17 protein-coding genes and 1 tRNA gene are annotated in these 23,749 nt (G+C 67.7%); 15 read left to right on the forward strand and 3 right to left on the reverse strand.

Going from position 1 to position 23,749, the window contains the following annotated elements:
* Positions 1–110: 110 nt before the first annotated feature.
* The 3 genes from ACVPT3_RS06205 to ACVPT3_RS06215 all read left to right on the forward strand — a co-directional run bounded on the left by ACVPT3_RS06205 (position 111) and on the right by ACVPT3_RS06215 (position 2,177).
* Positions 111–1,046, forward strand: coding sequence for a hypothetical protein (locus ACVPT3_RS06205; RefSeq protein ID WP_492043291.1), 936 nt, complete (start codon positions 111–113; stop codon positions 1,044–1,046).
* A 92-nt stretch (positions 1,047–1,138) separates the two neighbouring features.
* Positions 1,139–1,786 (forward strand): ATP-dependent Clp protease proteolytic subunit, encoded by a 648-nt coding sequence (locus tag ACVPT3_RS06210; RefSeq protein ID WP_492043292.1) that lies wholly within the window; start codon positions 1,139–1,141, stop codon positions 1,784–1,786.
* Positions 1,787–1,856: 70 nt separating this feature from the next.
* Positions 1,857–2,177 (forward strand): hypothetical protein, encoded by a 321-nt coding sequence (locus ACVPT3_RS06215; RefSeq protein ID WP_492043293.1) that lies wholly within the window; start codon positions 1,857–1,859, stop codon positions 2,175–2,177.
* A 32-nt stretch (positions 2,178–2,209) separates the two neighbouring features.
* Here the strand turns inward: ACVPT3_RS06215 and ACVPT3_RS06220 are convergent, their stop codons facing one another.
* Positions 2,210–2,869 (reverse strand): HAD-IB family hydrolase, encoded by a 660-nt coding sequence (locus tag ACVPT3_RS06220; protein WP_492043294.1) that lies wholly within the window; start codon positions 2,867–2,869, stop codon positions 2,210–2,212.
* A 195-nt stretch (positions 2,870–3,064) separates the two neighbouring features.
* Here ACVPT3_RS06220 and clpX point away from each other — a divergent pair, with 195 nt between their 5' ends.
* From clpX to ACVPT3_RS06260, 8 genes are all read left to right on the forward strand, one after another.
* The gene (gene clpX / locus ACVPT3_RS06225) at positions 3,065–4,333 is read left to right on the forward strand and encodes an ATP-dependent Clp protease ATP-binding subunit ClpX (protein WP_492043295.1); all 1,269 of its coding nucleotides are present in this window, start codon (positions 3,065–3,067) and stop codon (positions 4,331–4,333) included.
* 1,035 nt (positions 4,334–5,368) lie between these two features.
* Positions 5,369–7,765 (forward strand): endopeptidase La, encoded by a 2,397-nt coding sequence (gene lon / locus ACVPT3_RS06230; protein ID WP_492043296.1) that lies wholly within the window; start codon positions 5,369–5,371, stop codon positions 7,763–7,765.
* A 108-nt stretch (positions 7,766–7,873) separates the two neighbouring features.
* On the forward strand, positions 7,874–8,149 hold the full coding sequence (locus tag ACVPT3_RS06235; protein ID WP_492043297.1) for an HU family DNA-binding protein: 276 nt from the start codon (positions 7,874–7,876) through the stop codon (positions 8,147–8,149).
* Positions 8,150–8,180: 31 nt separating this feature from the next.
* Positions 8,181–8,257: transfer RNA gene (locus tag ACVPT3_RS06240), tRNA-Val, on the forward strand.
* Positions 8,258–8,643: 386 nt separating this feature from the next.
* On the forward strand, positions 8,644–9,201 hold the full coding sequence (locus tag ACVPT3_RS06245; RefSeq protein ID WP_492043298.1) for a hypothetical protein: 558 nt from the start codon (positions 8,644–8,646) through the stop codon (positions 9,199–9,201).
* Positions 9,192–11,558: a beta-glucosidase BglX gene (bglX, locus tag ACVPT3_RS06250; protein WP_492043299.1), complete on the forward strand. Its 2,367-nt coding sequence runs from the start codon at positions 9,192–9,194 to the stop codon at positions 11,556–11,558. The genes ACVPT3_RS06245 and bglX overlap by 10 nt, the downstream gene beginning before the upstream one ends.
* A 185-nt stretch (positions 11,559–11,743) precedes the next feature.
* Positions 11,744–12,769: an IS110 family RNA-guided transposase gene (locus tag ACVPT3_RS06255; RefSeq protein ID WP_492040808.1), complete on the forward strand. Its 1,026-nt coding sequence runs from the start codon at positions 11,744–11,746 to the stop codon at positions 12,767–12,769.
* Between the two features lie 309 nt (positions 12,770–13,078).
* Entirely contained in the window at positions 13,079–13,345 is a 267-nt protein-coding gene (locus ACVPT3_RS06260; RefSeq protein ID WP_492043300.1) for a hypothetical protein, read from the forward strand.
* Between the two features lie 91 nt (positions 13,346–13,436).
* On the opposite strand, the gene ACVPT3_RS06265 is transcribed toward ACVPT3_RS06260, so the two are convergent.
* The gene (locus ACVPT3_RS06265) at positions 13,437–14,876 is read right to left on the reverse strand and encodes an IS1182 family transposase (protein ID WP_492043301.1); all 1,440 of its coding nucleotides are present in this window, start codon (positions 14,874–14,876) and stop codon (positions 13,437–13,439) included.
* A 177-nt stretch (positions 14,877–15,053) separates the two neighbouring features.
* The gene (locus tag ACVPT3_RS06270; RefSeq protein WP_492043302.1) at positions 15,054–15,461 is read right to left on the reverse strand and encodes a thermonuclease family protein; all 408 of its coding nucleotides are present in this window, start codon (positions 15,459–15,461) and stop codon (positions 15,054–15,056) included.
* Positions 15,462–15,561: 100 nt separating this feature from the next.
* Here ACVPT3_RS06270 and radC point away from each other — a divergent pair, with 100 nt between their 5' ends.
* The 4 genes from radC (at position 15,562) to ACVPT3_RS06290 (ending at position 23,732) form a co-directional block, all read left to right on the forward strand.
* Positions 15,562–16,248 carry a RadC family protein gene (gene radC, locus ACVPT3_RS06275; protein WP_492043303.1) on the forward strand — a complete coding sequence of 229 codons (687 nt, stop codon included), beginning with the start codon at positions 15,562–15,564 and terminating at the stop codon, positions 16,246–16,248.
* A gap of 7 nt (positions 16,249–16,255) precedes the next feature.
* On the forward strand, positions 16,256–17,158 hold the full coding sequence (locus ACVPT3_RS06280; protein WP_492043304.1) for a DUF7146 domain-containing protein: 903 nt from the start codon (positions 16,256–16,258) through the stop codon (positions 17,156–17,158).
* A 20-nt stretch (positions 17,159–17,178) separates the two neighbouring features.
* A complete protein-coding gene (locus ACVPT3_RS06285) occupies positions 17,179–19,305 on the forward strand; it encodes a ParB/RepB/Spo0J family partition protein (protein WP_492043305.1) in 2,127 nt (708 codons plus the stop codon).
* Between the two features lie 164 nt (positions 19,306–19,469).
* Complete coding sequence (locus tag ACVPT3_RS06290; RefSeq protein ID WP_492043306.1) at positions 19,470–23,732, forward strand: strawberry notch-like NTP hydrolase domain-containing protein; 4,263 nt, start codon at positions 19,470–19,472, stop codon at positions 23,730–23,732.
* The last annotated feature ends 17 nt before the right edge of the window (positions 23,733–23,749 follow it).

Consider the following 23,749-nt stretch of genomic DNA (forward strand, 5'->3'; position numbering starts at 1 on the left):
CGGCCTGCTATCTTACGGAAGCGTAACTGTTCAGCCGCCGGTTGAATGACTATTGAGAAGGGGACGCTATGGCGTCCCCTTTTTCGATTCTGCGGCCTGGAGCCTTCCCGATGAACCTTATCGTCCTCGCGAGTTCGCTTGCGTTGCTGACGGGCGGTGCCCTCCCGCAGGCTGGGCAGGACGCAGCATCACCCCCGCCAGCGCCCAGCCAGCAAGAGCCGACGAATCTCAGCGAGATCGATGTCACCGGCCGTCGGCTGAAGGACGAGGTCCAGGCCTTCATCGGCGAAGTCGCCGCCCCGCCGCAGGGGCGCCAGCTGGCCCGCTGGGATCGGTCCATCTGTGTGGGCGTCGCCAACATGAACCCGCGCTACGCCCAGACCATGGTGGATCGCATTTCGCGCACGGCGATCGAGATCGGGCTGGATATCGACGAACCCGGCTGCAAGCCGGACATCATGATCGTGGCAGCGGCTGACGCCGCCGATTTGGCCACGGCCCTGGTCCGCGACGATCCTACGGGTTTTCGGCCGGCCCGAGGTTCGACCGACATGGGCAGCGCGGCGCTGGAGCATTTCAAGACCACCGACGCCCCCGTGCGCTGGTGGCACGTCAGTCTTCCGGTCAGCGCCGACACCGGGGATCTGGCCATCCGCCTGGACGGCGAAGACCCGCCGACCATCGCCGTGCGCGACGCCTCGCGCCTGCGCGCCAATATCCGCGACGACCTGGCGCGCGTGATCGTGATCGTCGACGTCTCGAAGATCGGGCTTATCGGCTTCGGCGCCCTCAGCGACTATATCGCCATGATCTCTCTCGCGCAGATCGACCCCGAGGCGGACACCTCGTCCTATGATACGGTGCTGAACCTCTTCGAAGAGGGCGCGGATCGGTCGGCGGGCCTGACCCAGTGGGACAAGGACTATCTTAAATCCCTCTATACTGCGCGCCGGGATCGGGCGCGTGGGACCCAGCAGACCCAGGATATCCTGCGCGGCATGACCGGCGAACGCGACACCCGAGCGGACGAAGCGACCGACCGCTAGGTCCCGCCTTGCGCCGACGCCCCCAGGACGCGATATGCTAGAGACGAAGGACGCGGCCTGAATCGCGTCCACGGCATCCCGAGAAGGCTTGAATGCGCGATCCCATCGAACTGATGAACATGAACCTCGTCCCCATGGTGGTGGAGCAATCCAGCCGGGGCGAGCGTTCCTTCGATATCTTCTCACGCCTGCTGCGCGAGCGGATCATCTTCCTGACCGGTCCGTTCGAGGACGGTATGGCGTCGCTGATCTGCGCCCAGCTGCTGTTCCTCGAGTCGGAGAACCCGAAGAAGGAAATCTCCATGTACATCAACAGCCCCGGCGGTCAGGTGACCTCGGCGCTCGCGATCTACGACACCATGCAATACATCAAGAGCCCGGTCTCGACCGTGGTCATGGGCATGGCCGCCTCGGCCGGCTCGCTGATCCTGACGGCCGGTGAGGCGGGCCAGCGCATCGCCCTGCCGAACGCCCGCATCATGGTGCACCAGCCCTCGGGCGGCTTCCGCGGCCAGGCTTCGGACATCGAGCGCCACGCCGAGGACATCCGCTACACCAAGCGTCGTCTGAACGAGATCTACGTCCACCACACCGGCCGGACCTATGAAGAGGTCGAGAAGACGCTGGACCGCGACCATTTCATGAGCGCGGAAGAATCCAAGGCCTGGGGCATCGTCGACCACGTCTACGACCGCCGCGAACAGGCCGACGCCGACGGCGTCAAGACGCCCGGCGCCTGATCCGCGCCATCGTGAACAATGAGAAGGGCGCGCCAAGGTGCGCCCTTTTTCTTTTGTGCTATCAGGCCGGATGCAATTCACACGAGACAGCAGCGGCACGGTCGAGGTCGACGGCGAGACCTACGCTTGGGAAATCCGGCGCCAGCCCCAACCCAAGGGCGGCAAGCAATGGGAAGGCATGGCCGTGTCCCTGCGCCATGTCGACTTCAAGCGCGAAGCCATCGTGCAGTTTCCGCCCCCGTTGCGCCCCAACGGCCGGCCCGATGTCGAGAAACAGCGGGTCAATGTCGACGCCGTGCGCAATGCGGTGGCCTCGGCCATGGCGGCGGGCTGGGAGCCGACCTCGCGCGGCAAGGCGGTCGTCTTCGACGTGGACGCGGACGGCCAGTAGGTCCGCCGCCGCATCCGGTCGGCGGCCCCTGTTCAGGGCCGCCCGGTGAAGACGCGAAACCCCTTTTCCTCGGCGATGGCCAGCATTTCCGTGTCTCCCGAGGTGTCGCCATAGGCGGCCGTCAGAACCAGATCCTCGCCATAGGCGGCCGTGAGCCGCCGCACCTTCTCCTCGCCGCGGCAATTCGGCGCGGCGAAGGCCCCGGTGACGCGGTCCTCGGCGTCGAAGACCAGGGGGGTGCCCAACAGGGCGTCGGCGCCCAGTCTCCGGGCGAAGGGCGCCACGGTCGTCACCGGCGAGGCGGTCACGATTACGCGATGGGCGCCGTGCTCGCCCCAGTCGTTCCACACGGCCAGGGCGTCGGGCCGCATGAAACGGCTCCAGACCCGCGCGGCGAATCGCTCGGCCTCCGCCTCCAGCGTCGCCCGCTCGACGCCCAGCAGGAATTCCTTGACCGACGCCGCCTTGATCCGGCCCCGGTCCCGGTCCCGGGCATAGGCGGCCACCGCCGGCGCCAGCTTGACCAGCCCCAGGGCCCAGCCGCCCGGCCCGGCGCGCCAGCGCAGGAACTGGATAAAACTGTCGCGAATGGTCAGGGTGCCGTCGAAGTCGAAGGCCACGATCGGCCGCCCGTCGTGTCCCGACTTGATCCGGGACTGGCGCAAATCCTGCAGGCTTCCCATGTCAGACATTCGCCTTGATCCCCGTCGACACTGATCCATCCACGCACTGCAACAATCCCCTGCGTCCTTCGGGGTTGTCGTGGAACGTGGGATGGGTGATTGTCATTTTTTGAAGACCTTTGCGTCCAGAGTGCTGGAATCAACGTGGAGGAAGCGCGTTTCGGGCCATTTCGGTCCGCTCCGCGGGAGTGAGATATAGGGTCTATGACCAAAGCAGCCGGCTCTGACGCCAAAAGCACCCTCTACTGCTCGTTCTGCGGAAAGAGCCAGCACGAGGTCCGCAAACTGATTGCGGGCCCGACCGTCTTCATCTGCGATGAGTGCGTCGAACTGTGCATGGACATCATCCGTGAAGAGCACAAGATCGGGTTCAAGAAGACGACCGACGGCGTGCCCACGCCGAAGGAGATCCGCGACGTCCTGGACGATTACGTCATCGGCCAGTCGCACGCCAAGAAGGTCCTCTCGGTCGCCGTCCACAACCATTACAAGCGTCTGAACCACGCGACGAAGAACAACGACGTCGAACTGGCCAAGTCCAACATCATGCTGATCGGCCCGACCGGTTCGGGCAAGACGCTGCTGGCTCAGACCCTGGCCCGAATCATCGACGTGCCCTTCACCATGGCCGACGCCACCACCCTGACCGAAGCCGGTTATGTGGGCGAGGATGTCGAGAACATCATTCTGAAGCTGCTCCAGGCCTCCGACTACAATGTCGAACGGGCCCAGCGCGGCATCGTCTACATCGACGAAATCGACAAGATCAGCCGCAAGTCGGACAATCCCTCGATCACCCGCGACGTCTCGGGCGAGGGCGTGCAACAGGCCCTGCTGAAGATCATGGAAGGCACGGTCGCCTCCGTGCCGCCGCAGGGCGGCCGCAAACATCCGCAGCAGGAGTTCCTGCAGGTCGACACCGCCAACATCCTCTTCATCGTCGGCGGCGCCTTCGCCGGCCTGGAGAAGGTGATCTCGGCGCGGGGCGAGGGCGCCTCGATCGGCTTCGGCGCCAAGGTCAAGGAGATCGACGAGCGTCGCACCGGCGATATTCTGAAGAATGTCGAGCCCGACGACCTGATGCGGTTCGGCCTGATCCCCGAGTTCATCGGCCGTCTGCCCGTGCTGGCGACGCTGGAGGACCTGGACGAAGCGGCCCTGGTCACCATCCTGACCGAGCCGAAGAACGCCCTGGTCAAACAGTACAAGCGCCTGTTCGAGATGGAGAATGTCGACCTGACCTTCACCGACGACGCCCTGATCGCCGTCGCCAAGAAGGCCATCACCCGCAAGACCGGCGCGCGCGGCCTGCGTTCGATCCTGGAAGGCATTCTGCTGGAAACCATGTTCGAACTGCCGACCTTCGAAGGCGTCGAGGAGGTGGTGGTCAACGCCGAGGTCATCGACGGCAAGGCCCAGCCCCTGCTGATCTATTCCGAAGCCTCGAAGAAGAAGGCCGACGGCGCCGCCTGATCCGGCCGCAGTCGCACTCAAATGAAGGGCCGGAGCGACAACGCTCCGGCCCTTTTTTTTCACCTCCCCGTCGGCGAAGGCCGACGGGGAGGACAGGCGGGCGCGTCAGCGCACGCCAGGTGGGGGGCGAGTCGGTGTCAGACGCTGGCAAGGGTTATCCCCACCGCCGGAGCAGCAGACCCTCCCCCGCTTGCGGGGGAGGTGGCCCGGCGTCCGCGCAGCGGACCAGGGTCGGAGGGGGAAGTCTTGCTCGAACTAGAAGACTTCCCCCATCGTCAGGCGTGTCGCTACGCGCCACGGCCTGACACTTCCCCCGCAAGCGGGGGAAGGTCTGTGATGGTCGATTACATGACCCAGCGCGCACAATGACGCTGGTCCGTTCCTAAAGATTTCAATGCTCTACAAGAATCTCACCCCTATTTCCTCGCCCTACCCGCCGGCGCCCATATGCTCTGATCATCCCCGCCGATGGGGAGGGCGTCGGATCCAACGCCCTGACGGCGGCGGGGCTGTGGTCGAGCGATGAAGCCGGTGGGGAGGAGACCGCCGGGGTCCTTAGGGGCGGCGATGGATGCCGTCCCCTGCTCGCCGCACGCCTAGGAAAGCGGACCGCTGTCGACCTTTGTCGGCATGTCCGCCCCGGCGAAGCCGTCGCAAGACGACCCGCCGATCCGGCAAGGCTCTAAAAAGAGGGCCGCCAGCCGGAGTGCGTGTGGAAAACGACCGCGTGGGACGACGACTGCGCCGAAACGGTAATTAAAACTCCAAACCCCGGGTGCAGACCCGGCGTCCCACGCCCTCCCCGAACTTCGCTGCGAAAGCGCGTCGGCGCCTCCGGTCGCCCGCGTCGCCGATGCCCCCAAACCACGCAGATGTGGGCGGTTCGGCCGTCACGCTTGAACCGGGGCGCTTTCAAACCACATACTCATCCGAACGCCGTCGGAATCGACGGGCCGTCATGCGCCGGTCGGGCCTCTTGCCCGATCGACCGTGACGGCGGGCCGGCGATCATCAATGGCCCAGGAGTACGCATCCATGACTGAAACCAAGATCCTGCCCGTCCTGCCGCTGCGCGACATCGTCGTCTTCCCCCACATGGTCGTGCCGCTCTTCGTCGGCCGCGAGAAGTCGGTGAAGGCGCTCGACGAGATCATGAAGGGCGACAAGCAGATCCTTCTGGCCACCCAGAAGAACAGCGTCGACGACGATCCGTCGCCCGACGCCATCTATCCCATCGGCGTGCTGGCCAGCGTGCTGCAGCTGCTGAAACTGCCCGACGGCACCGTCAAGGTCCTGGTCGAGGGCAAGGGCAGGGCGCGTTTGACCCGCTTCACCGACCGCGAGGACTATTTCGAGGCCGAGGCCGTCGAGATCGAGGACGAGCCGGGCGAGGCTTCCCAGGCCGAGGCCATGCTGCGCGCCGTGGTCGAACAGTTCGAGAACTATGTGAAGCTGAACAAGAAGGTCCCGCCCGAGGCCCTCAGTTCCATCCCCCAGATCACCGACGCCTCCAAGCTGGCCGACTCGGTCGCCGCCCACCTGTCGGTCAAGATCGCCGACAAACAGGGCCTGCTGGAAACCATCGACGTGCCCAAGCGGCTGGAGAAGGTCTACGGCCTGATGGAGGGTGAAATCTCCGTCCTCCAGGTCGAGAAGAAGATCCGCTCGCGCGTGAAGCGCCAGATGGAGAAGACCCAGCGCGAATATTATCTGAACGAGCAGATGAAGGCGATCCAGCGCGAGCTGGGCGAGACCGACGACGCGCGCGACGAGATCATGGACCTGGAGAAGCGCATCCGTAAGACGCGCCTGTCCAAGGAGGCGCGCACCAAGGCCGAGGCCGAGGTCAAGAAGCTGCGCAACATGTCGCCGATGTCGGCCGAATCGACCGTGGTCCGCAACTATCTCGACTGGCTGCTGTCCGTGCCGTGGGGCAAGGCCAAGCAGAAGCCGATCGACCTCAACAAGGCGGAGGAGATCCTCGAGGAGGACCACTTCGGCCTGGAGAAGGTCAAGGAACGGATCATCGAATATCTGGCCGTCCAGGCCCGCACCGGCAGCCTGAAGGGGCCGATCCTGTGCCTCGTCGGCCCTCCCGGCGTCGGCAAGACCTCGCTGGCCAAGTCCATCGCCAAGGCGACCGGGCGTGAATATGTCCGCATGTCGCTGGGCGGCGTGCGCGACGAAAGCGAGATCCGCGGTCACCGCCGGACCTATATCGGCTCCATGCCCGGCAAGATCATCCAGTCGATGAAGAAGGCCAAGACGACCAACGCCTTCGTCCTGCTGGACGAGATCGACAAACTGGGGTCCGACTGGCGCGGCGACCCGTCCTCGGCCCTGCTCGAGGTGCTGGACCCGGCCCAGAATTCGACCTTCGGCGACCACTATCTGGAGGTGGACTACGACCTGTCCCAGGTCATGTTCGTGACGACGGCCAACAGCCTGAACATGCCGCAGCCGCTGATGGACCGGATGGAGATCATCCGGGTGTCGGGCTACACCGAGGACGAGAAGGTCGAGATCGCCAAGCGTCACGTCCTGCCCAAACAGCTGACGGACCATGGGCTGAAGGCCGACGAACTGATCGTGCCGGAAGACACGATCCGCGACCTGATCCGTTACTACACCCGCGAGGCCGGGGTGCGGTCGCTGGAACGCGCCCTGGGCGGCCTGGCTCGCAAGGCCGTGCGCGAGATGGCCAAGACCAAGGTCACGTCGATCACGGTGGACGCCGAGAAGCTGGCCGAATACGCCGGCGTCCGGAAGTTCCGCTATGGCGAGACGGACGAGGAGGATCAGGTCGGCATCGTCACCGGCCTGGCCTGGACCGAATTCGGCGGCGACATCCTGACCATCGAGGCGATCAAGATGCCGGGCCGCGGCCGCATGACCGTGACCGGCAACCTGAAGGAGGTGATGAAGGAGTCGATCTCCGCCGCCGCCTCCTATGTCCGCTCGCGGGCGCTCGCCTTCGGCGTCAAGCCGCCGGTGTTCGAGAAGACCGACATCCACGTCCACGTGCCGGACGGCGCCACGCCCAAGGACGGTCCGTCCGCCGGCGTCGCCATGACCGTGGCCATGGTCTCGGTCCTGACGGGCATCCCGATCCGCAAGGACATCGCCATGACCGGCGAGATTACCCTGCGCGGCCGGGTCACCGCCATCGGCGGTCTGAAGGAGAAGCTGCTCGCGGCGCTCCGTTCGGGCGTCAAGACGGTGCTGATCCCCCAGGAGAACGAGAAGGACCTGGCGGACGTGCCGGACAATGTGAAGTCGGCGCTGGAGATCGTGCCGATTTCCACGGCGGACGAGGCCCTGAAATGGGCCCTGGTCGGCACGCTGACGCCCGTCGAATGGGACGAGGCCGCCGAGCCTCTGCCCGCGCCTCCGGCGCCCATTGACGGCGTTTCGGCCACCGTCAGCCACTGACGCTCGACCTAGGTCTAGGGGAAAACGCCGCCGACATCCGTCGGCGGCGTTTTTCGCTTTTGACGCGAGCTCCAATCGGCCGTTTACTGGCGCGCTTGGGAGGATCACATGACCAAAGCCGAACTCATCGGCCGCATGGCCCAGGCCGCGAGCATCAGTCGTGACCAGGCGAAAACGGCGCTGGAGGCCTTCACCGACGGCGTCGTCGAGGCCTTGTCGCAGGGCAGGGACGTCAAGCTGATCGGTTTCGGCAGTTTCAGTCCTGTCGATCGCAAGGCCGGGGTGGCCCGCAATCCGCAGACCGGCGAGGCCATCGCCCGCGCCGCCTCCCGCACTGCGCGCTTTCGCCCCGGCGAGGGGCTGAAAAGCGCCTTGAACGGCTGAGGGCCAAAGGGCATAAGCCCTTCCGGTCCAAGGGCGGCTAGCTCAGCTGGTCAGAGCATCTCGTTTACACCGAGAGGGTCGGCGGTTCGAACCCGTCGCCGCCTACCATTTTTTAAGTGCAAATACAGTCGTTTGTGCGGATAGAGTCTTCCAAAAATCCTCCGTAGAAGGGCTAAAATTCTGCAATGGGGGCGGTATGGGGGCAGTTTTGACGAACTTCGTTGAAACAGTCTGCACAGCGGTGAACACGAATCAGACGGCTGAGGGCGCGCCGATAACCTGCATTTGGGCGGTTTCGGTCATCTGGCGGTGTGTATGTGACGTGCTTCGAGAAGCGGTGTCCGATTTACCGTGTTGCATTTCGGTACAGGCCTTTTACGGCGGAAGAACTATTACAACGTCCGCCGATGTCGGCCATTCCAGTGCTTTTCACCCAATGTCGCCCAGTCGCAAATTTAAGGGCGGGTGTGTGGGCGGGGTGACTGGTCTTCACGGTGGTTCTCGAAGACAGCGCCGCTTTGGCGGGGCTGTCCATCACCCTCCTGGGCGTCGTGGGCGCGAGCCTCTTCAACCTACCTTGGGTTGACGCCGCGGCTTCCATCGCCATCGGGCTGTTGCTCATCAGCGTCGCGACCCTTCTCGCCCACGAAACCCGCAGCCTGCTGACGGGGGAGGCGGCGCCTGACGATCTGGTTCGGCAAGTCCGACAGACCTTGGAGCGACATGCCGCGGTCACGGAGGTGACGGAGGTCCTCACACTGCAACTGGGCCCGCCTGGACATGCTCACTCTGATGGGGGGCCTTGCGCCACGAACCCGACAGGCGGACTTGGCCCGGCCGCCGTCGTCGCGCTCTTCGGCTTGATGCTGGGCATATGCCGCAGGATCGAATTTGGCTGCCGGTCGTCCGTCAAGCGCCTTGAGCGCGGCAATCAGAGAGTCTTCTCGATAGGTTTCTCGGCGTGCGGTGCAGGCTTTGCGACGGTCAAACCATGGCTTAGGGGTGATCGACACTTGTTGAGAACGCTATCAGGGATTTCGCCATGGTTCTGAAACGCCTCTGCGTCGCCCTGACCGCCGGTCTGGTCTGGCTGTCTCTCTCCGCAGCGGGCGCGGCGGGCGCACAAGCCGTGGAGTCGCCGTCCCCGCGCGTCCGGGACCTGCTGGGCCGCATGACCCTGGACGAAAAGATCGGCCAACTGAATCAGGTTCCCGGCGGGCGCCAGCGGGCCCTGAATTCCCGCCTCGACGCCGCAGCCCTGGAACGGGTGCGGCGCGGCGAGATCGGCTCCTTCCTGCACGTCGCCGGCGCCGCCCAGATTCGTGAGCTGCAACGCATCGCGGTCGAGGAGTCCCGGCTGGGCGTGCCGCTTCTGTTCGGCATGGACGTGGTGCACGGCTACAAGACCCTGTTCCCCGTCCCCCTGGCCCTGTCGGCGAGCTGGGATCCGGCCCTGGTCCAGCAGACGGCCCAGGTGGCGGCCGTCGAGGCGACGGCCGCCGGCCTGAACTGGACCTTCTCGCCCATGGTCGACATCGCGCGTGACGCCCGCTGGGGCCGTGTGGTCGAGGGGGCGGGCGAAGACCCGTACCTCGGCTCGGTCCTGGCGACGGCCCAGGTGCATGGCTATCAGGGCGCGTCGTTGGCCGACCCCGCCTCGATCCTGGCGACCGCCAAACATTTCGTCGGCTATGGCGCGGCCCAGGGCGGCCGCGATTACGACAGCGCCGACATTTCCGACCGCACCCTGCATGAGGTCTATCTGCCCGCCTTCTACGCCTCGGCCCAGGCGGGCGCGGGATCGATGATGACCGCCTTCAACGACATCGCCGGCGTGCCCCTGACCGCTCATCCGGCCCTGGTGCGAGGGCTGTTGCGAGACCAGTGGAACTATGACGGCCTGATCGTCAGCGACTGGAACGCCATCCCCGAACTGCTCAACCACGCCGTCGCCGGCACGCCGCAGGAGGCCGGCGCCCTGGCGCTGCGCGGCGGGATCGACATGGACATGGCCGGGGGTCTGTATTCCGCCCAGCTGAAGGGGGCGATCGAGGCCGATCCGACCCTGCTGCTGCTGCTGGACCAGGCGGTCGTGGCGGTGCTGACGGCCAAGGAAAGGCTGGGCCTGTTCGACGATCCCTATGGCCGCTCGGATCCGGCCCGCGAGGCTGGGGCCATGCTGACCCCGGCGCATCGCGACCTGGCGCGCGAGGCGGCCCGCCGGTCGATCGTCCTGCTGAAGAACGACGGCGGCCTGCTGCCGCTCGCTGCCTCCGCCCGCCGCATCGCCGTGATCGGCGCCCTGGCGGAAGACGCCAACTCCTCGCTCGGCAGTTGGCGCGCCCAGGGCAAGGTCGAAGATGTCCGGCCGCTGATCCCCGCCCTGCGCGAAGCCCTGCCGCAGGCGACCCTCACCTATGCCCAAGGTTACCGGTCGGAAGCCGCCCAGGCGATCGCCGTCACCGCCGCAGGCGAAGGGGCGCAAGCCGTGCACGAGATTTCGGACGCCGAGGCCCTGGCCGAGGCGGTCGAGGCGGCCAAGGCCGCCGACCTGGTCCTGCTGGTGGTCGGCGAGCATTTCGACCGATCCGGCGAGGCCCGCAGCTATACCGATATCGGCCTCAGCGCCGCGCAGGACGCCCTGGCCTCTGCTGTGCTCGACACGGGCAAGCCGGTCGTGGTTCTTCTGATGAACGGGCGGCCGATGGCCATCCCCGAGCTGGCTCGGCGCGCCCCGGCGATCGTGGAGACTTGGTTCCTGGGCGTCGAGTCCGGCCCGGCCATCGCCGATGTTCTGACCGGCCGTGTCTCGCCTGGCGGTCGCCTGCCGATCAGCTTCCCGCGCGCCAGCGGCGCGGCGCCCCTAACCTACGCCCACCTGCCGACCGGACGCCCCGCCGCCGAGGATTTGACGCGGGACACCGCGCGATATCGCGACCAGCCGATCACGCCGCTGTTCGCCTTTGGACACGGGCTGAGCTACGCTGAGTTCGACTACGCCGACCTGAGACTGAGCCAGACCGAGGTCGGCCCAGACGGCCAGGTCGAGGTCAGTGTGACGGTTCGCAATGTGTCGGACGTGGCCGCCGACGAAGTGATCCAGCTCTATGTTCGTGATCCGGTCGCCGCCGTTTCCCAACCGGTGCAGGAGTTGCGCGGTTTTCGTCGGGTCGCCTTCGGTCCGGGCGAAGCCAAGCGCATCCGCTTTATCCTGACCCCGGCCCAGGTCGCGTTCTGGAACGGGAAGGGGGGGCGCTGGCGAATCCAGTCCGGTGAAATCCAGGTCATGGTCGGCGCGTCGTCGGCCGACATCCGGGCGCGGGCCGCCTTCACCATCACCTCCGACGGCGTGAGCGACGTCCCCGCCGCCGCAATTCTCACCCGGTCCTTCGAGGAGCCTGTGTCTTGATGCCTCGGCGCCGAAGGGGATGACGTGTTGGCCCCCTCGGCGCAGATCAACCTTTGAGCGGCCTTGGGGCAGGCCGCCGGAACGCGGACGGCCCCGATGTCTCGGACGGGTGATGGGGTGGACGCCCCCCGACGGCATCGATGTGCCAGAGTGAGGGTGTTGAACAACACTCGAAGGAGGCGTCCATGGGACAGGTTAGCACTGTTGGTCTGGATCTCGCCAAGAGCATCTTTCAAGCGCATGGCGCGGATGCTTCGGGCGATGTGGTGTTTCGCAAGAAGTTGGGGCGAGGGCGTTTGCTGGCGTTCTTCGCAGGCCTTCCACCTTGTGTGGTGGCGATGGAGGCCTGCGCTGGAGCCCATCACTGGGGTCGCGAGCTGACCCGACAGGGCCACACGGTCCGGCTGATCCCACCGATCTATGTGAAGCCGTTCGTGAAGCGTCAGAAGAACGACATGGCCGACGCAGAGGCGATCTGCGAGGCGGCGCAGCGACCCAGCATGAGGTTCGTGCCGCTGAAGCAGGAGGAGCAGCAGGCCAGCAGCGTGGTCTTCCGAGCCCGGGACCTGCTGGTGCGTCAGCGTACCCAGACCATCAACGCCCTGCGCGGCCATCTCGCCGAGTACGGCTGGATCGTTCCCAAGGGCGTGCCGCACGTCGATCGGCTGATCGCGCGCGTCGAGGACCCGGCCGAGGGGCTTCCACCCGCAGCCCGAACCATTCTTCTGGTCCTGGTTTCGAGCTTGCGAACGCTCGACCAGCAGATCGCTGTGCTCGACGCAGAGATCGCTTCTCGCGCCCGGCATGATCCCGTCGCGCGTCGACTGATGACCATCCCAGGCATCGGACCGATCACGGCGACGGCCCTGATCGCGCTCGCGCCCTCTCACGAAGCCTTCAAGAGCGGACGTCACTTCGCCGCCTGGCTGGGCCTCACGCCACGACAGCGATCCACCGGCGGTCAGCAGAAGCTGGGTTCGATCACCAAGATGGGCGAGCGAACGCTTCGACGGCTTCTGACCATCGGGGCCAGCGCCGTCATCAAACAGGCCGCCATCCGAAGCGCACCAGCAGGGTCGTGGCTCGACCAGATGCTGGCGCGAAAGCCGAAGATGCTGGTCATCGTCGCCTTGGCCAACAAGAACGCCCGCATCGTCTGGGCGCTGTTGGCCAAGGGCGATGTCTACCGGGCTCCGGGCGCGCTGGCCTAGCCAGTACGAACGCGAGACGTCGAGGCGTAGGATGAGCGAAGGAGCGTATGGCGCAACAGTCGGCGAGACGGGATCAGGAAAACCAGGGCTTTCCACCGTGCTTCGAGCACGCTCAGGGTGATTTGGACCGGATCCGCGAACTCCCATACAGGCCAGCGACGGTACGCCGCCGCAGTACAGGCCGGACAGATGGCAGCATCCGACTACGTGTCAGAAACTCTCGGATTCACTCTTGCGCTGAAGGGGGCGTCCACAGATGGAAAGCGGATATCCGACCTCATATGATTGTTGGCTACCAGCGGAGGCCAGATGACTTTCACCAAGGAGAAGGGCAATCGCTTGATTGCGATCATCCTGTCTTCGTGGGCGGTCTGCGTCGTTACCGGATTGATGATTTCAGCCCTCTCAGAACGTCGGGCTCTAGACGCCTTCATCGTAATGTTTGCGATTGTCGTCGGAAGCGTGATCACGGTCTATCTGTTCAGGCGAGACCTCTTGTCCGCCTTACTGCTCGTGGGCGGCGGTCTGATAACATTCGCAATCACTGTGGTGCTGGCGAACCTTCTCGGTCTCTGACGAAGAAGGTCCGCTATGGGTCGAGGCCGTGTAAAAACGTGCTGAGCTGCGGCGGGGCGCAGGTGGCATCAAGGCGCGGAGCGCCTCCTTCTCACGCCCTGATCGCTTCCATCAGGGGCTTCGTTCCGAGCACCGCCATCACCCGCTTCATGTTGTAGGCCAGTATGTGGAGGCTGATCTCGGTCTTCACGTTGGGCAGACGCTTCATCAGGAAGTGGGTGTGGCCCATCCACGCCTTGATCGTGCCGAAGGGATGCTCGACCAGTCGTCGTCGGGTGCGCATGGCGCGCGGGGCCAGGTCCATCCGGGCCTGCAAGGCATCGATCACCGCCTCATGCTCCCAGCGGGTGATCCGACGTTCGACGCTGGGCGTGCACTGAGGCTTCAGGCGACAGCCGGTGCAACTGGCTCGATTCAGGTAGCGATGCAGCGTTAGCCCCTTCTCGACGGTCGTAAGGCGGCGGGGCAGCAGCTCGCCAGCTGGGCAGCGATAGACGTCCTGATCGGGCAGATAGACGAAGTCCTGCTTGCCGAAGCGACCCGCGGCCTTGGCGCCTGAGGTCAGGGGTTTCGGGACGTAGGGCGTCACGCCCATGGTCTCGCAGGCGAGGATCTCCTCGCCGGAGAAGTAGCCCCGGTCGGCCAGCACATCGAGCGCTTCCACGCCCATGGCGTCCTTGGCCTTGCCCGCCATCGACGCCAGCTGTTCGCGGTCACTTCCCGTCATCACCACCTCATGGGCGACGATCAGGTGATGCTCGCCTTCAACAGCGGACTGGACGTTGTAGCCGACCATGCCGCTGCCCCGGCCGGACGTGGCCATGGCGCGGGCGTCGGGATCGGTCAGGGAGACCTGTCCGTCCGGCGAGGCCTCAACCTGGACATCCATGGCCTTGAGCATCGCCATCTGGGCACGGAGGCGATCGATCTTCTCGACCAGTCGCCCGGACCGCGCCTCGGCGGCTTCGCCCTCGTGACGATCCGCCGTGTCCAGGTCCTGCAGATAGCCGGCAATGTGCTCGGCGACCTGTTCGATCCGCCGCTTCACCTTGTAGGCAGTGAAGTTGCGGTCGCGGGTGTTCACCGCCTTGAACTTCGAACCGTCGATGGCGACCAGGGCGGCGCCGAAGAGGCCGAGTTGACGGCACAACACCACGAACTGGGCACACGCCGCCTGGATCGCTGGCCCGCTCTCGCGGCGGAAGTCGGCGATGGTCTTGTGATCCGGCGCCAGCCGCCCCGTCAGCCACATCAGCTCGACGTTGCGTTGCGCCTCGCGCTCCAGCCGCCGGCTGGACTGCACCTTGTTCAGATAGCCGTAGACGTAGAGCTTCAGCAGCATGGCCGGGTGGTAGGCGGGGCGCCCCGTCGCCGCTGGCGTCATGCCCTCGAAGCCTAGACCCTTGAGGTCCAGTTCATCGACGAAGACATCGACCACCCGGACCGGATTCTCCTCGGCCACATAGTCGTCGAGACACTCGGGAAGCAGCGTCTGCTGCTGGCGATCGGCGCCCTGAACGAAGCGGCTCATACCCACCTCCTGCTGACCCCAGAAGGCTACCCTAATTCGCCCGATCCGCAGGCGTTTTCACACGGCCTCGGTCGAAAGCGGACTGAGGCACCGAGCCGGAAATCGGACATTCCCGGTGCCGCCGAAGGGTGGTTAGCGGTCATCGCCTGATCCATGATCGACATGGGCGGGGCGCTCCTAGCGGCCGCCCTCTTGTCCGCCGGCCGCCCTGAGCAGGTCGCCGACGCCTCGGCCGTTCAGACGGCAGGCGGCGATAACGCGATCATAGACGATGATGCGGCGATTGCGTCCACGCACCGCCACACAGCTGAGGACCCGTCCCCGGACGAGACGGTCGAGCCGGTCTTTCGCGTCCCGGCCCATCGGGCTGTGCAACTCGGGCGCATCGAAGTCGGCGAGACGAACCTCGATCCAGCGCGCAGGGTCGGCGGACGGCCCGATGCAGAGACTGTCTCCATCGCCGATGTAGCGGACGAGGCCGGAAAACGTCTCCCCTGCGTGGCTCGGCAGTCTGCCCTCGCAGGGATCAGCGCGGGCGATCGCCGGGAGCAACACCAGGGCGGCGGATATCAGAAGCCATTTCATCCGATCAGACTGACGCCGCCGCGTCGCGGCGACAAGCCAGCGGAGGCGAAAGGAAGGCGAGCGGCGGACGCTCCGTGTTGGAGCGGCAAGGGACACCGCCATGACCTCGATCTCGAACTCCCTCTCTCATCGCCGTCGCGAGGTTCCCTGGGACGGGCCCCCGCTGTCCGCAAGCGACGTCGAAAGCCTGGATGACCAGGCCCTGCTGGGTCTTGTGCTGCGCCGATCCGGCGGAGACCCTCACCGGCTCGCTGGAGCGCTTCTGGCCCGCTTCGGCAGTCTGGGCGCCGTCGCCGCCGCCGATCAGACCGAACTGACGCGGGTCGGCGGCCCCAAGGCGACGGGGCTTACGGAACTGAGGGTCGCGCGCGAGTTCGCCGTCCGGCTCGCCCGCATCGACGCGTCCCGCCGGTCCGCCATCACCTCCTGGAGCGCCTTGATCGCCTATGTCCGGGCCGCCATGGCGCATAGACCGAGAGAGCAGTTCCGGGTGCTTTATCTCGATCGACGCAACCTGTTGCTGAAGGACGAACTGGTCGCCGACGGCACCGTGGATCACGCGCCGGTCTATCCGCGTGAGGTGGTGCGTCGTGCTCTGGAGCTATCGGCCTCGGCGATGATCCTCGTCCACAATCATCCTTCGGGCGACCCCGCGCCGTCGCGCGCCGACATCGAGATGACGCGCAGGGTCGTCGACGCCGCACGGGTCTTCGGTCTCGACGTCCACGACCATCTGGTGGTCGGGCGTGAGGGCACGGCGAGTTTCAAATCCCTCGGCCTGATCTGAGGCCGCCATGAGCCTTCAGGCCATCGTCGCCGCCCTGGGCGGCGATCTCTACCAAAACGGTCGCCGCGCCAATGTGCCGGCGCCGGGCCACAGCGCGGACGACCGTTCCGTTTCGCTTCTACTCGCGGACGGACGGGTCGTCATTCATGGGTTCGGGGCTGCGGACTGGCGGGAGGTGCGCGACCACCTCCGTCGCCTGGGGTTCGTCGACGCCCATGGCCGCTTGACGGGCGTCGGGCTTTCCGGCCCCTCCGCGCGAAAACCAGATCGTTCGATACGGATCGCGGCCGCTCTGAAACTTTGGGACGGCGGCCGCCCGCTCGCCGCTGGCGACCCGGCGTCACGCCATCTCCGGCGGCGCCGGGTCGTCGACGGCGACGTCGCCCTTGCGCTGCGCTTCAACCCCCGGGCGCCGATCTCCGTCTATCGCGACGACCATCGCACCCGGCCGGCGCTCGTCGCCCGCATATCGGACACGGACGATCGGTTGACGGCGGTCGAAATCACCTACCTCGAGCGCAACGGCCTTGCGGCGACCGGGCTTCAGCTGCCGCGCAAGACGGTCGGCGTCGTGCCGCCGGGTGCGGCGGTTCGGCTGTCGCCGGTCGCCCCCGAGATGCTGGTCGGGGAGGGCGTCGTCACCGTCCTCTCGGCCATCCACCGGTTCCGGCTGCCCGGCTGGAGCCTTCTGTCGGCGAGCAATCTGTCGGCCTGGACGCCGCCGGCGGGGGTTCGAAGCGTGTTGGTCGCTGCGGACCGCGGCCAGGCCGGCGAGGCGGCGGCCGTGCGGCTTCTGCGGCGGCTCAGGGCGCTCAGACTGGAGGCGCGGATTCAGTGGCCCGACCCGCCCTTCGACGACTGGAACGAGGCCGCGCAGCCGGCAGGAGAAAGGCAAGAGCAAGGGGGCTGAGGGGCGCCGGAGCGGCGGGGATGGGCCCCGTCGTCCGGCTGGAGACCACCCTCATGACCGACCGCATCCCCGTCGTCACCCCCGTCATGACCCCTGCCGCCACCCCACCCGCCACCCCCGCCATCGGTCCGGCCGTCGTCGCCTCGCGGGACGAACGCACTGTCCGTCTTGGCGACATCGGGATCGCCCGGGAGAACCTGCGCTTCGACGACCCGCCGGACGACGACATTCCCACCCTGGCGGCGACCCTGCAGGCTGCGGGACAGCTTCATCGCCTGACCGTCCGACCCGGTCGCGGCAGGAAGGAGCAGCCCTGGATGGCGCTGGATGGACGTCGCCGGCGTCTGGCCTTGGGCCTGCTGCTCGAGGCCGGAGAGATCGACGAGGATCACCCCGTAGAGGTCTATGTCGAGACCGATCCGGGACGCCAGGCCGCGGCGCTTCTCCTGACCAACACGGCCCTGCCCATCCATCCGGCCGACGTCATTGCGGCCATCGGCCGGATGCTGAAGTCGAGGCTCACGATCGAGGTCATCGCCCGGGCGCTCGGCTATGCGGAGATCGACATCAAGCGCCTCGCCGCCCTGGCCGGACTGCCCCCGGTGGCGCTGGAGGCCCTGAAGGCCGGCCGCCTCACGCTGAAAAACGCCCGCGCCCTGACCCGGCTGTCCGACCGCGGGACGCAGATCGACATCGCCGAGCAGGCGCTCGCCGGCTACGGCTTCCAGGAATGGCGCATCACCGAGCGGCAGCCGGCGGGCCGCGTCACGATCCGCGACCGTCGCTGCGCCCTGGTCGCGCCTGAGACCTACGCCGAGGCGGGCGGGCGGATCGAGACCGACCTGTTCGATGAACTGCCGCCCGTCCTGCTCGACCCCGACACGCTTTCCGGCCTGTGGCTGGCGCGGGTGCGCCGGATCGCCCTGACGTTTGAGGCCGAAGGCGTCGAGGTGCACGTCACGACGGGCGCCGAACCGGACATGCCCGACGATCTGGAGCCCCTGGGCCACCGCAGCGACGATCTGGACGAGGGCGAACTCGCCGTTTGGAGAGACGCCCGCGAGGCCTATGGCAGGGCCTCGGAGGCGGCGCGCGACGCCGACACGACAGAGGACGCCGCCGACGACCTGCTGGTCGGACTGGTGCGCGCCAGGATCGCTCAGGATCAGGCCGGGGTCGGCGGACGCGTGGTGACGGCGGTCGTCCTCCGCCCCGAGGGCGGAACCGGCATCGAGGTCCGCTGCTACTCGCCGGCGGAACCGGATGTCGCGCTCGAGGCGGGCGAGGGCGATCAGACCGACGGTCTTCCGGCTCCGGCGCGATCGAACGACGATGCGCCGCCCCAGGCCGTCGCCCCGCCGGTGGACACCGAAGGGGTCAAACACGGCTTGCATGCGGTGCGGACCGACGTGGCGACCCGGGGGTTGATCCGCGCCCTGGCCGACGATCCCGGAGCCGCCCTGATCCTCGTCGTCGCGCGACTGTTCTCGGTTCTGGTGTTGCGGGTCAATCTGGCGAGGTCCCAGTCGGCCTCGACGATCCACGCCGAGGCCTACGGATCGCGTCACGACCCGGCGATCGAGTCCCTGGACGGCGTCGTGCGTCAGCGGCTCGATGAGCGCCGCGCCGCCTGGCAGGCGTCGGGCCAGACCGTCCTCGCCTGGGTCGGCGGGCTGCCCCACGGGGAGAAGATGGCCCTGCTCTCCGAGCTGGCCGCGATCAGCCTCGACCTCCGGGAGCCGCGAACGGACGGCCTGCGCAAGTCCGCCCGGGCCGAGGCGGCGGAGCTGGCGGACCTGTGCGGCGCCGACATCACCCTCTACTGGACGCCGGATGCGGCCTTCCTGCGTCCCCACTCCAAGCCGCAACTCCTCGACATGCTGGTTGAAATGAAGGCGGAGGATGTTCGGGCGGCGTCCCTGAAGAAGGACGAGCTGGTCGACTGGGTCGCCGAACAGGCGGCGTCGCGGACCTGGGCGCCGGCGTGTCTCTCCTGGTCCCGGAGGCCGGAGGACGATGAACCCGACCCGGGCGACCTCACCGAGGCGGGTGGTGACGGGCCGGACGCCGACGATCCGGACGAGGGGCGGGGCGGGTTCGTCGTGACGCCCGCAGGGGAGACCGCGCTCAATTCTGCAGCCGCCTAGGCGGGCGGATCAGCCTCTGAACACCGCCGCGGCCCCGGCCGGGGCGGTGTTCTGCTGCGGCCGGGACGACCGCGCCGACGACGGAGGCGGAGGAAGGGCGAGGCGAGGCGGCCTGGAGGACCGAGAGGGAGGCGCCCTCCGCTCCAGGCGGCCGGAGCCCCTCCATGACCTCGACCCGCAGCCTCCTCCTCTTCGCCGACCCTGCGGCATCGGACGTCGCCGCCAATACCCTGGCGGCGGCCCGCGCGCTTTCGACCCATCTGGCGCGATCGCGGCGGCTGGACCGCAAACTCGTCGCCGGCGTCATGACCACCGCCTTCGGATCGTCCGACGCCGAGGCCGGCTGGTCCTGGCGCGACGCCTATGACGCCATCGAAGTCGCGACCGTGCTCCAGATCCGACGTCTGGCCCCGCAGGTCGGTCGTCTCGAAGACGCGCCCGCCGAGATCGCTGCGCTCCTGGAGTCGGTGTCGGCCCTGGGGCTGACCCACTCGCGGCGCAGCGAGGAACAGGTCGCGCTGGACCAGTTCTCCACACCGCCGCAACTCGCCGCCCTCGCGGTGCTGGCCGCACAGGTGCGCCCCGGCGACACCGTGCTCGAGCCTTCGGCGGGCACCGGCCTTCTCGCCGTGGTCGCAGAGGTCTGCGGCGGCCTGTTGACGCTCAACGAGCTCGCGCCCGGCCGCGCCGCGCTGCTTGACGGGCTGTTCGCCTCGGCGAAACCCAGCCGTCACGACGCCCGGCATCTTCCCGATCTTCTGACGCAGTCCGGCGCATTCGATGTCGTCGTCTGCAATCCGCCCTTCTCGGCGCTTCAGTCCCACCTGATCGCGGCGCTCAAGGTTCTGGCCGAGGGCGGCAGGCTGTCGGCTGTCGTCCCCATGGCGGCGCTGATGGACGGCGCGCTGACCCGGGTTCTGCAACGCCACGGCGTCGTGGTCGGGGCGGCGGCCTTCCCCTCCGGGGCGTTCGCCAAGCACGGGACCTCGGTCGAGACGGGCCTGCTGGTCATGGATCAAGGGGCGCCGCAGCCATGGGACGGCCGTGTGCATCAACCGGACGATCTGGAGGCCATGGCCGGGATCGTCGCCGGCCTGCCCCCGCGGGGCTCGGCCAAGCCGCGCGTGCGTGCGACGCTGGACGCCGCGGCCTACCGGGGCCCGCGTGATCGCGCCCTGGCCTCGCCCGGCGGGCGGCTCGCCTTCCTTTCAGGCGCGACGCCGCTCGCTTATGAGGTTCGCGCCTGGCGCGGCGAGGGGCGGGCGGTCGGCCTCTACCAGGCCCACGCCCTGGCGCGGATCGTCCTGCCTGACCCCCGACCGCACCCGTCGCCGCTGGTCGAGTCCGGGCCGATGGCCTCGGTCGCGCCGCCGGCGCCGACCTATCGACCGTTCCTCCCGCCCGCGATGCGGGGCGAGGGGCGACTCTCGGACGCCCAGACCGAGACGGTGATCTATGCCGGGGAGGCGCACGGAGCCTGGCTTCCGGGCCGGTTCCGCCGCGGCGAAAGCCCGCACGAGACGGTGCTGGCGCGTGAGGAGGACGCGGAGGCCGTCCGGTTCCGCCGCGGCTTCTTCCTCGGCGACGGCACGGGATGCGGCAAGGGTCGCCAGATCGCGGCGATCATCGCCGACAACATGGCGCAGGGTCGGGTGCGCGCGCTGTGGCTGTCACGGAACGACGCCTTGCTGGAGGATGCGCGGCGCGACTGGGCGGCGATCGGCGGCGGCGCGCAGGACCTTGCGCCGCTGTCGCGCTGGAAACAGGGCGAGGGCGTCCGTCTGGATCGCGGCGTCCTGTTCACCACCTACGCCACGCTTCGCCAGCCGGCGCGCGGCGGCCGTCCGTCCCGCCTCGACCAGATCGTGACCTGGCTGGGCGAAGACTTCGACGGCGTCATCGCCTTCGACGAGGCCCACGCGATGGCCAACGCGGCCGGGGACGGCAAGGGCGCGCGGGGGACGAAGAAGGCGTCTTTGCAGGGGATGGCCGGTCTGGCCCTGCAGAACCGGCTGCCAGACGCTCGGGTCCTGTATGTCTCCGCGACCGGGGCGACGACGGCCGAGAACCTGGCCTATGCGGCCCGCCTGGGCCTGTGGGGCGGGCCCGAAGCCCCCTTCCTGTCGCGCGCCGACTTCCTCGACGCCATGGACCGGGGCGGTGTCGCCGCCATGGAGCTGGTCGCCCGGGAGCTCAAGGCGCTGGGCCTCTATGTGGCGCGCAGCCTGTCGTTCGAGGGCGTCGACTATGCGCCGCTCATCCATCCGCTGACGTCTGACGACATCAGGATCTGGGACGCCTGGGCCGACGCCTTCCAGATGATCCACGCCAATCTGGCCGAGGCGCTCAAGGCCACCGGCCTCAGCGACGCGGAGGGCAAGCCCAAAAGCCCGATGGCCGCTTCCGCCGTCCATTCGGCGTTCGAGGGGGCCAAGCTGCGCTTCTTCGGCCATCTGCTGGCCGGGCTGAAGGCGCCGAGCCTGATCGCCTCGATCCTCGACGACCTCGCCTCGGCGCGGTCCGCTGTCGTCCAGATCGTCTCGACCAATGAAGCGGTCCTGGAGCGCCGGCTGTCCTCCGTCCCGCCCGAGGAGTGGAACAACCTCTCCATCGACCTGACCCCGCGCGAATACGTCCTCGATTATCTGCGCGAGGCCTTCCCGATCCACCTGATGGACGCCGTCGAGGATGACGACGGCGGCGTGACCCTGGTCCCCGTGATGAACGAGGGCCGCCCCGTCGTCAGCCGGGAGGCTCTGGAACGTCGCCAGTTTCTGCTGACCCGGATGGCCGGCCTGCCCGCGGTCCCCGGCGTGCTCGACGCCCTCCTGGAGGCCTTCGGTACGGACGCTGTCGCGGAGATCACCGGCCGGTCCCGTCGCGTGGTCGTCCGCGACGGTCGGGGTGTCGTCGAGCGGCGCGGCGCCTCGACCGCACGCGCCGAGACCGACGCCTTCATGTCCGGTCGGAAGCGGGTGCTGATCTTCTCCGATGCGGGCGGTACGGGCCGGAGCTATCACGCCGACCTGTCCGCCCCGAACCAGCAGCGCCGCGTCCACTATCTCGTTGAGCCGGGCTGGCGGGCGGACGCCGCCATTCAGGGCCTGGGCCGCAGTCACCGGACGCATCAGGCGTCCGCCCCCCTGTTCCGGCCCGTCACAACAGACATCCAGGGCGAAAAGCGGTTCACCTCGACCATCGCGCGGCGGCTGGATTCGCTCGGAGCCCTGACCCGGGGCGAGCGGCGTACGGCCGGGGCCGGGCTGTTTCGCGCCGAAGACAATCTGGAGAGCCCCTGGGCGCGGCGGGCGCTGCTGGTCTTCTACGGGGCGCTGGCCTTCGGCGAGCTGCCATCCATGACGCTCGAGGCCTTCATGGCCAAGACCAGCCTCAAGCTGCTCGACGCCGACGGCGGGCTCAAGCCCTCGGACGCCCTGCCGCCGATCCACACCTTCCTGAACCGGCTGCTGGCGCTGCGCATCGCCGACCAGAACGCCCTGTTCGCCGACTTCGACCGCATCCTGTCCGGCCTTCTCGAGCGGGCCGCCGCCTCGGGCGATCTCGATCGCGGACTCGAGGACATTGAGGCCGAGGAACTGGAAGTGACCGACCAGGAGGTCATCCGCACCGATGTCTCCACCGGGGCCGAAACGGCGCTGGTCACCTTCTCGCTCAAGGTTCGACGCGAGATCCTGCGCTCGGACGAGGCCCTGGGCTGGGCTGAGGATGTCGTCCACCAGTTGGTCGTCAATGAGAAGTCCGGCCGGGCCGCGATCGCTGAGGTGGGCCTGACCACGACGACGGACGACGATCGTCTGGTGGCTGCGGTGCGGCTGGTTCGACCCGACGACCGCCAGACGATGCCGGAGAAGGCGTTCGAGGAGTCGTCGTGGAAGGCGGTCGAGACCGCCGACTGGCGACGGGTCTGGGATGAAGAGGTCGCGGGAACGGACCCGTGGCGGACGCGCGACCTGACCTTGGCGACCGGGCTGCTGCTGCCGATCTGGGGCCGGTTGCCGGCGCGCGGATGTTCGGTTCGGCGCGTGCGGGCGCCCGACGGTCGGCGCTGGCTCGGCCGGGTGCTCGACCCGGTGCAGGCCAGGGCGCTCAAGTCCGCGCTCGGGTTGACGGAGGTCGGCGAGGCCTGGACCGATGGCGCGAAGACCGCCGCCATACTGCTGGATCGGAATGTTCAGCTGTCGCTGGAGGGCGGGCTCTGGCTCAAGCGGGCGCGGGTCATGGACCGGTGGCGGATCGAGGTGGTCGGGGGCCGGACCGATCGCGACGCCCTGGCGGCCCTCGGATGCTTCGTCGAAATCATCGCCTTCACGCCGCGGGTCTTCGTGCCTGTCGATCGGCCGGAATTGGTGGAGGCGGTCCTGCGTCGCCATCCGGTGCAGTCCGTCCTCGACGGCGCGGCGGCGTGAGCCGGGCCAGGCGGGGC

It is taken from the genome of Brevundimonas sp. FV1ps31S (genome assembly GCF_058681265.1).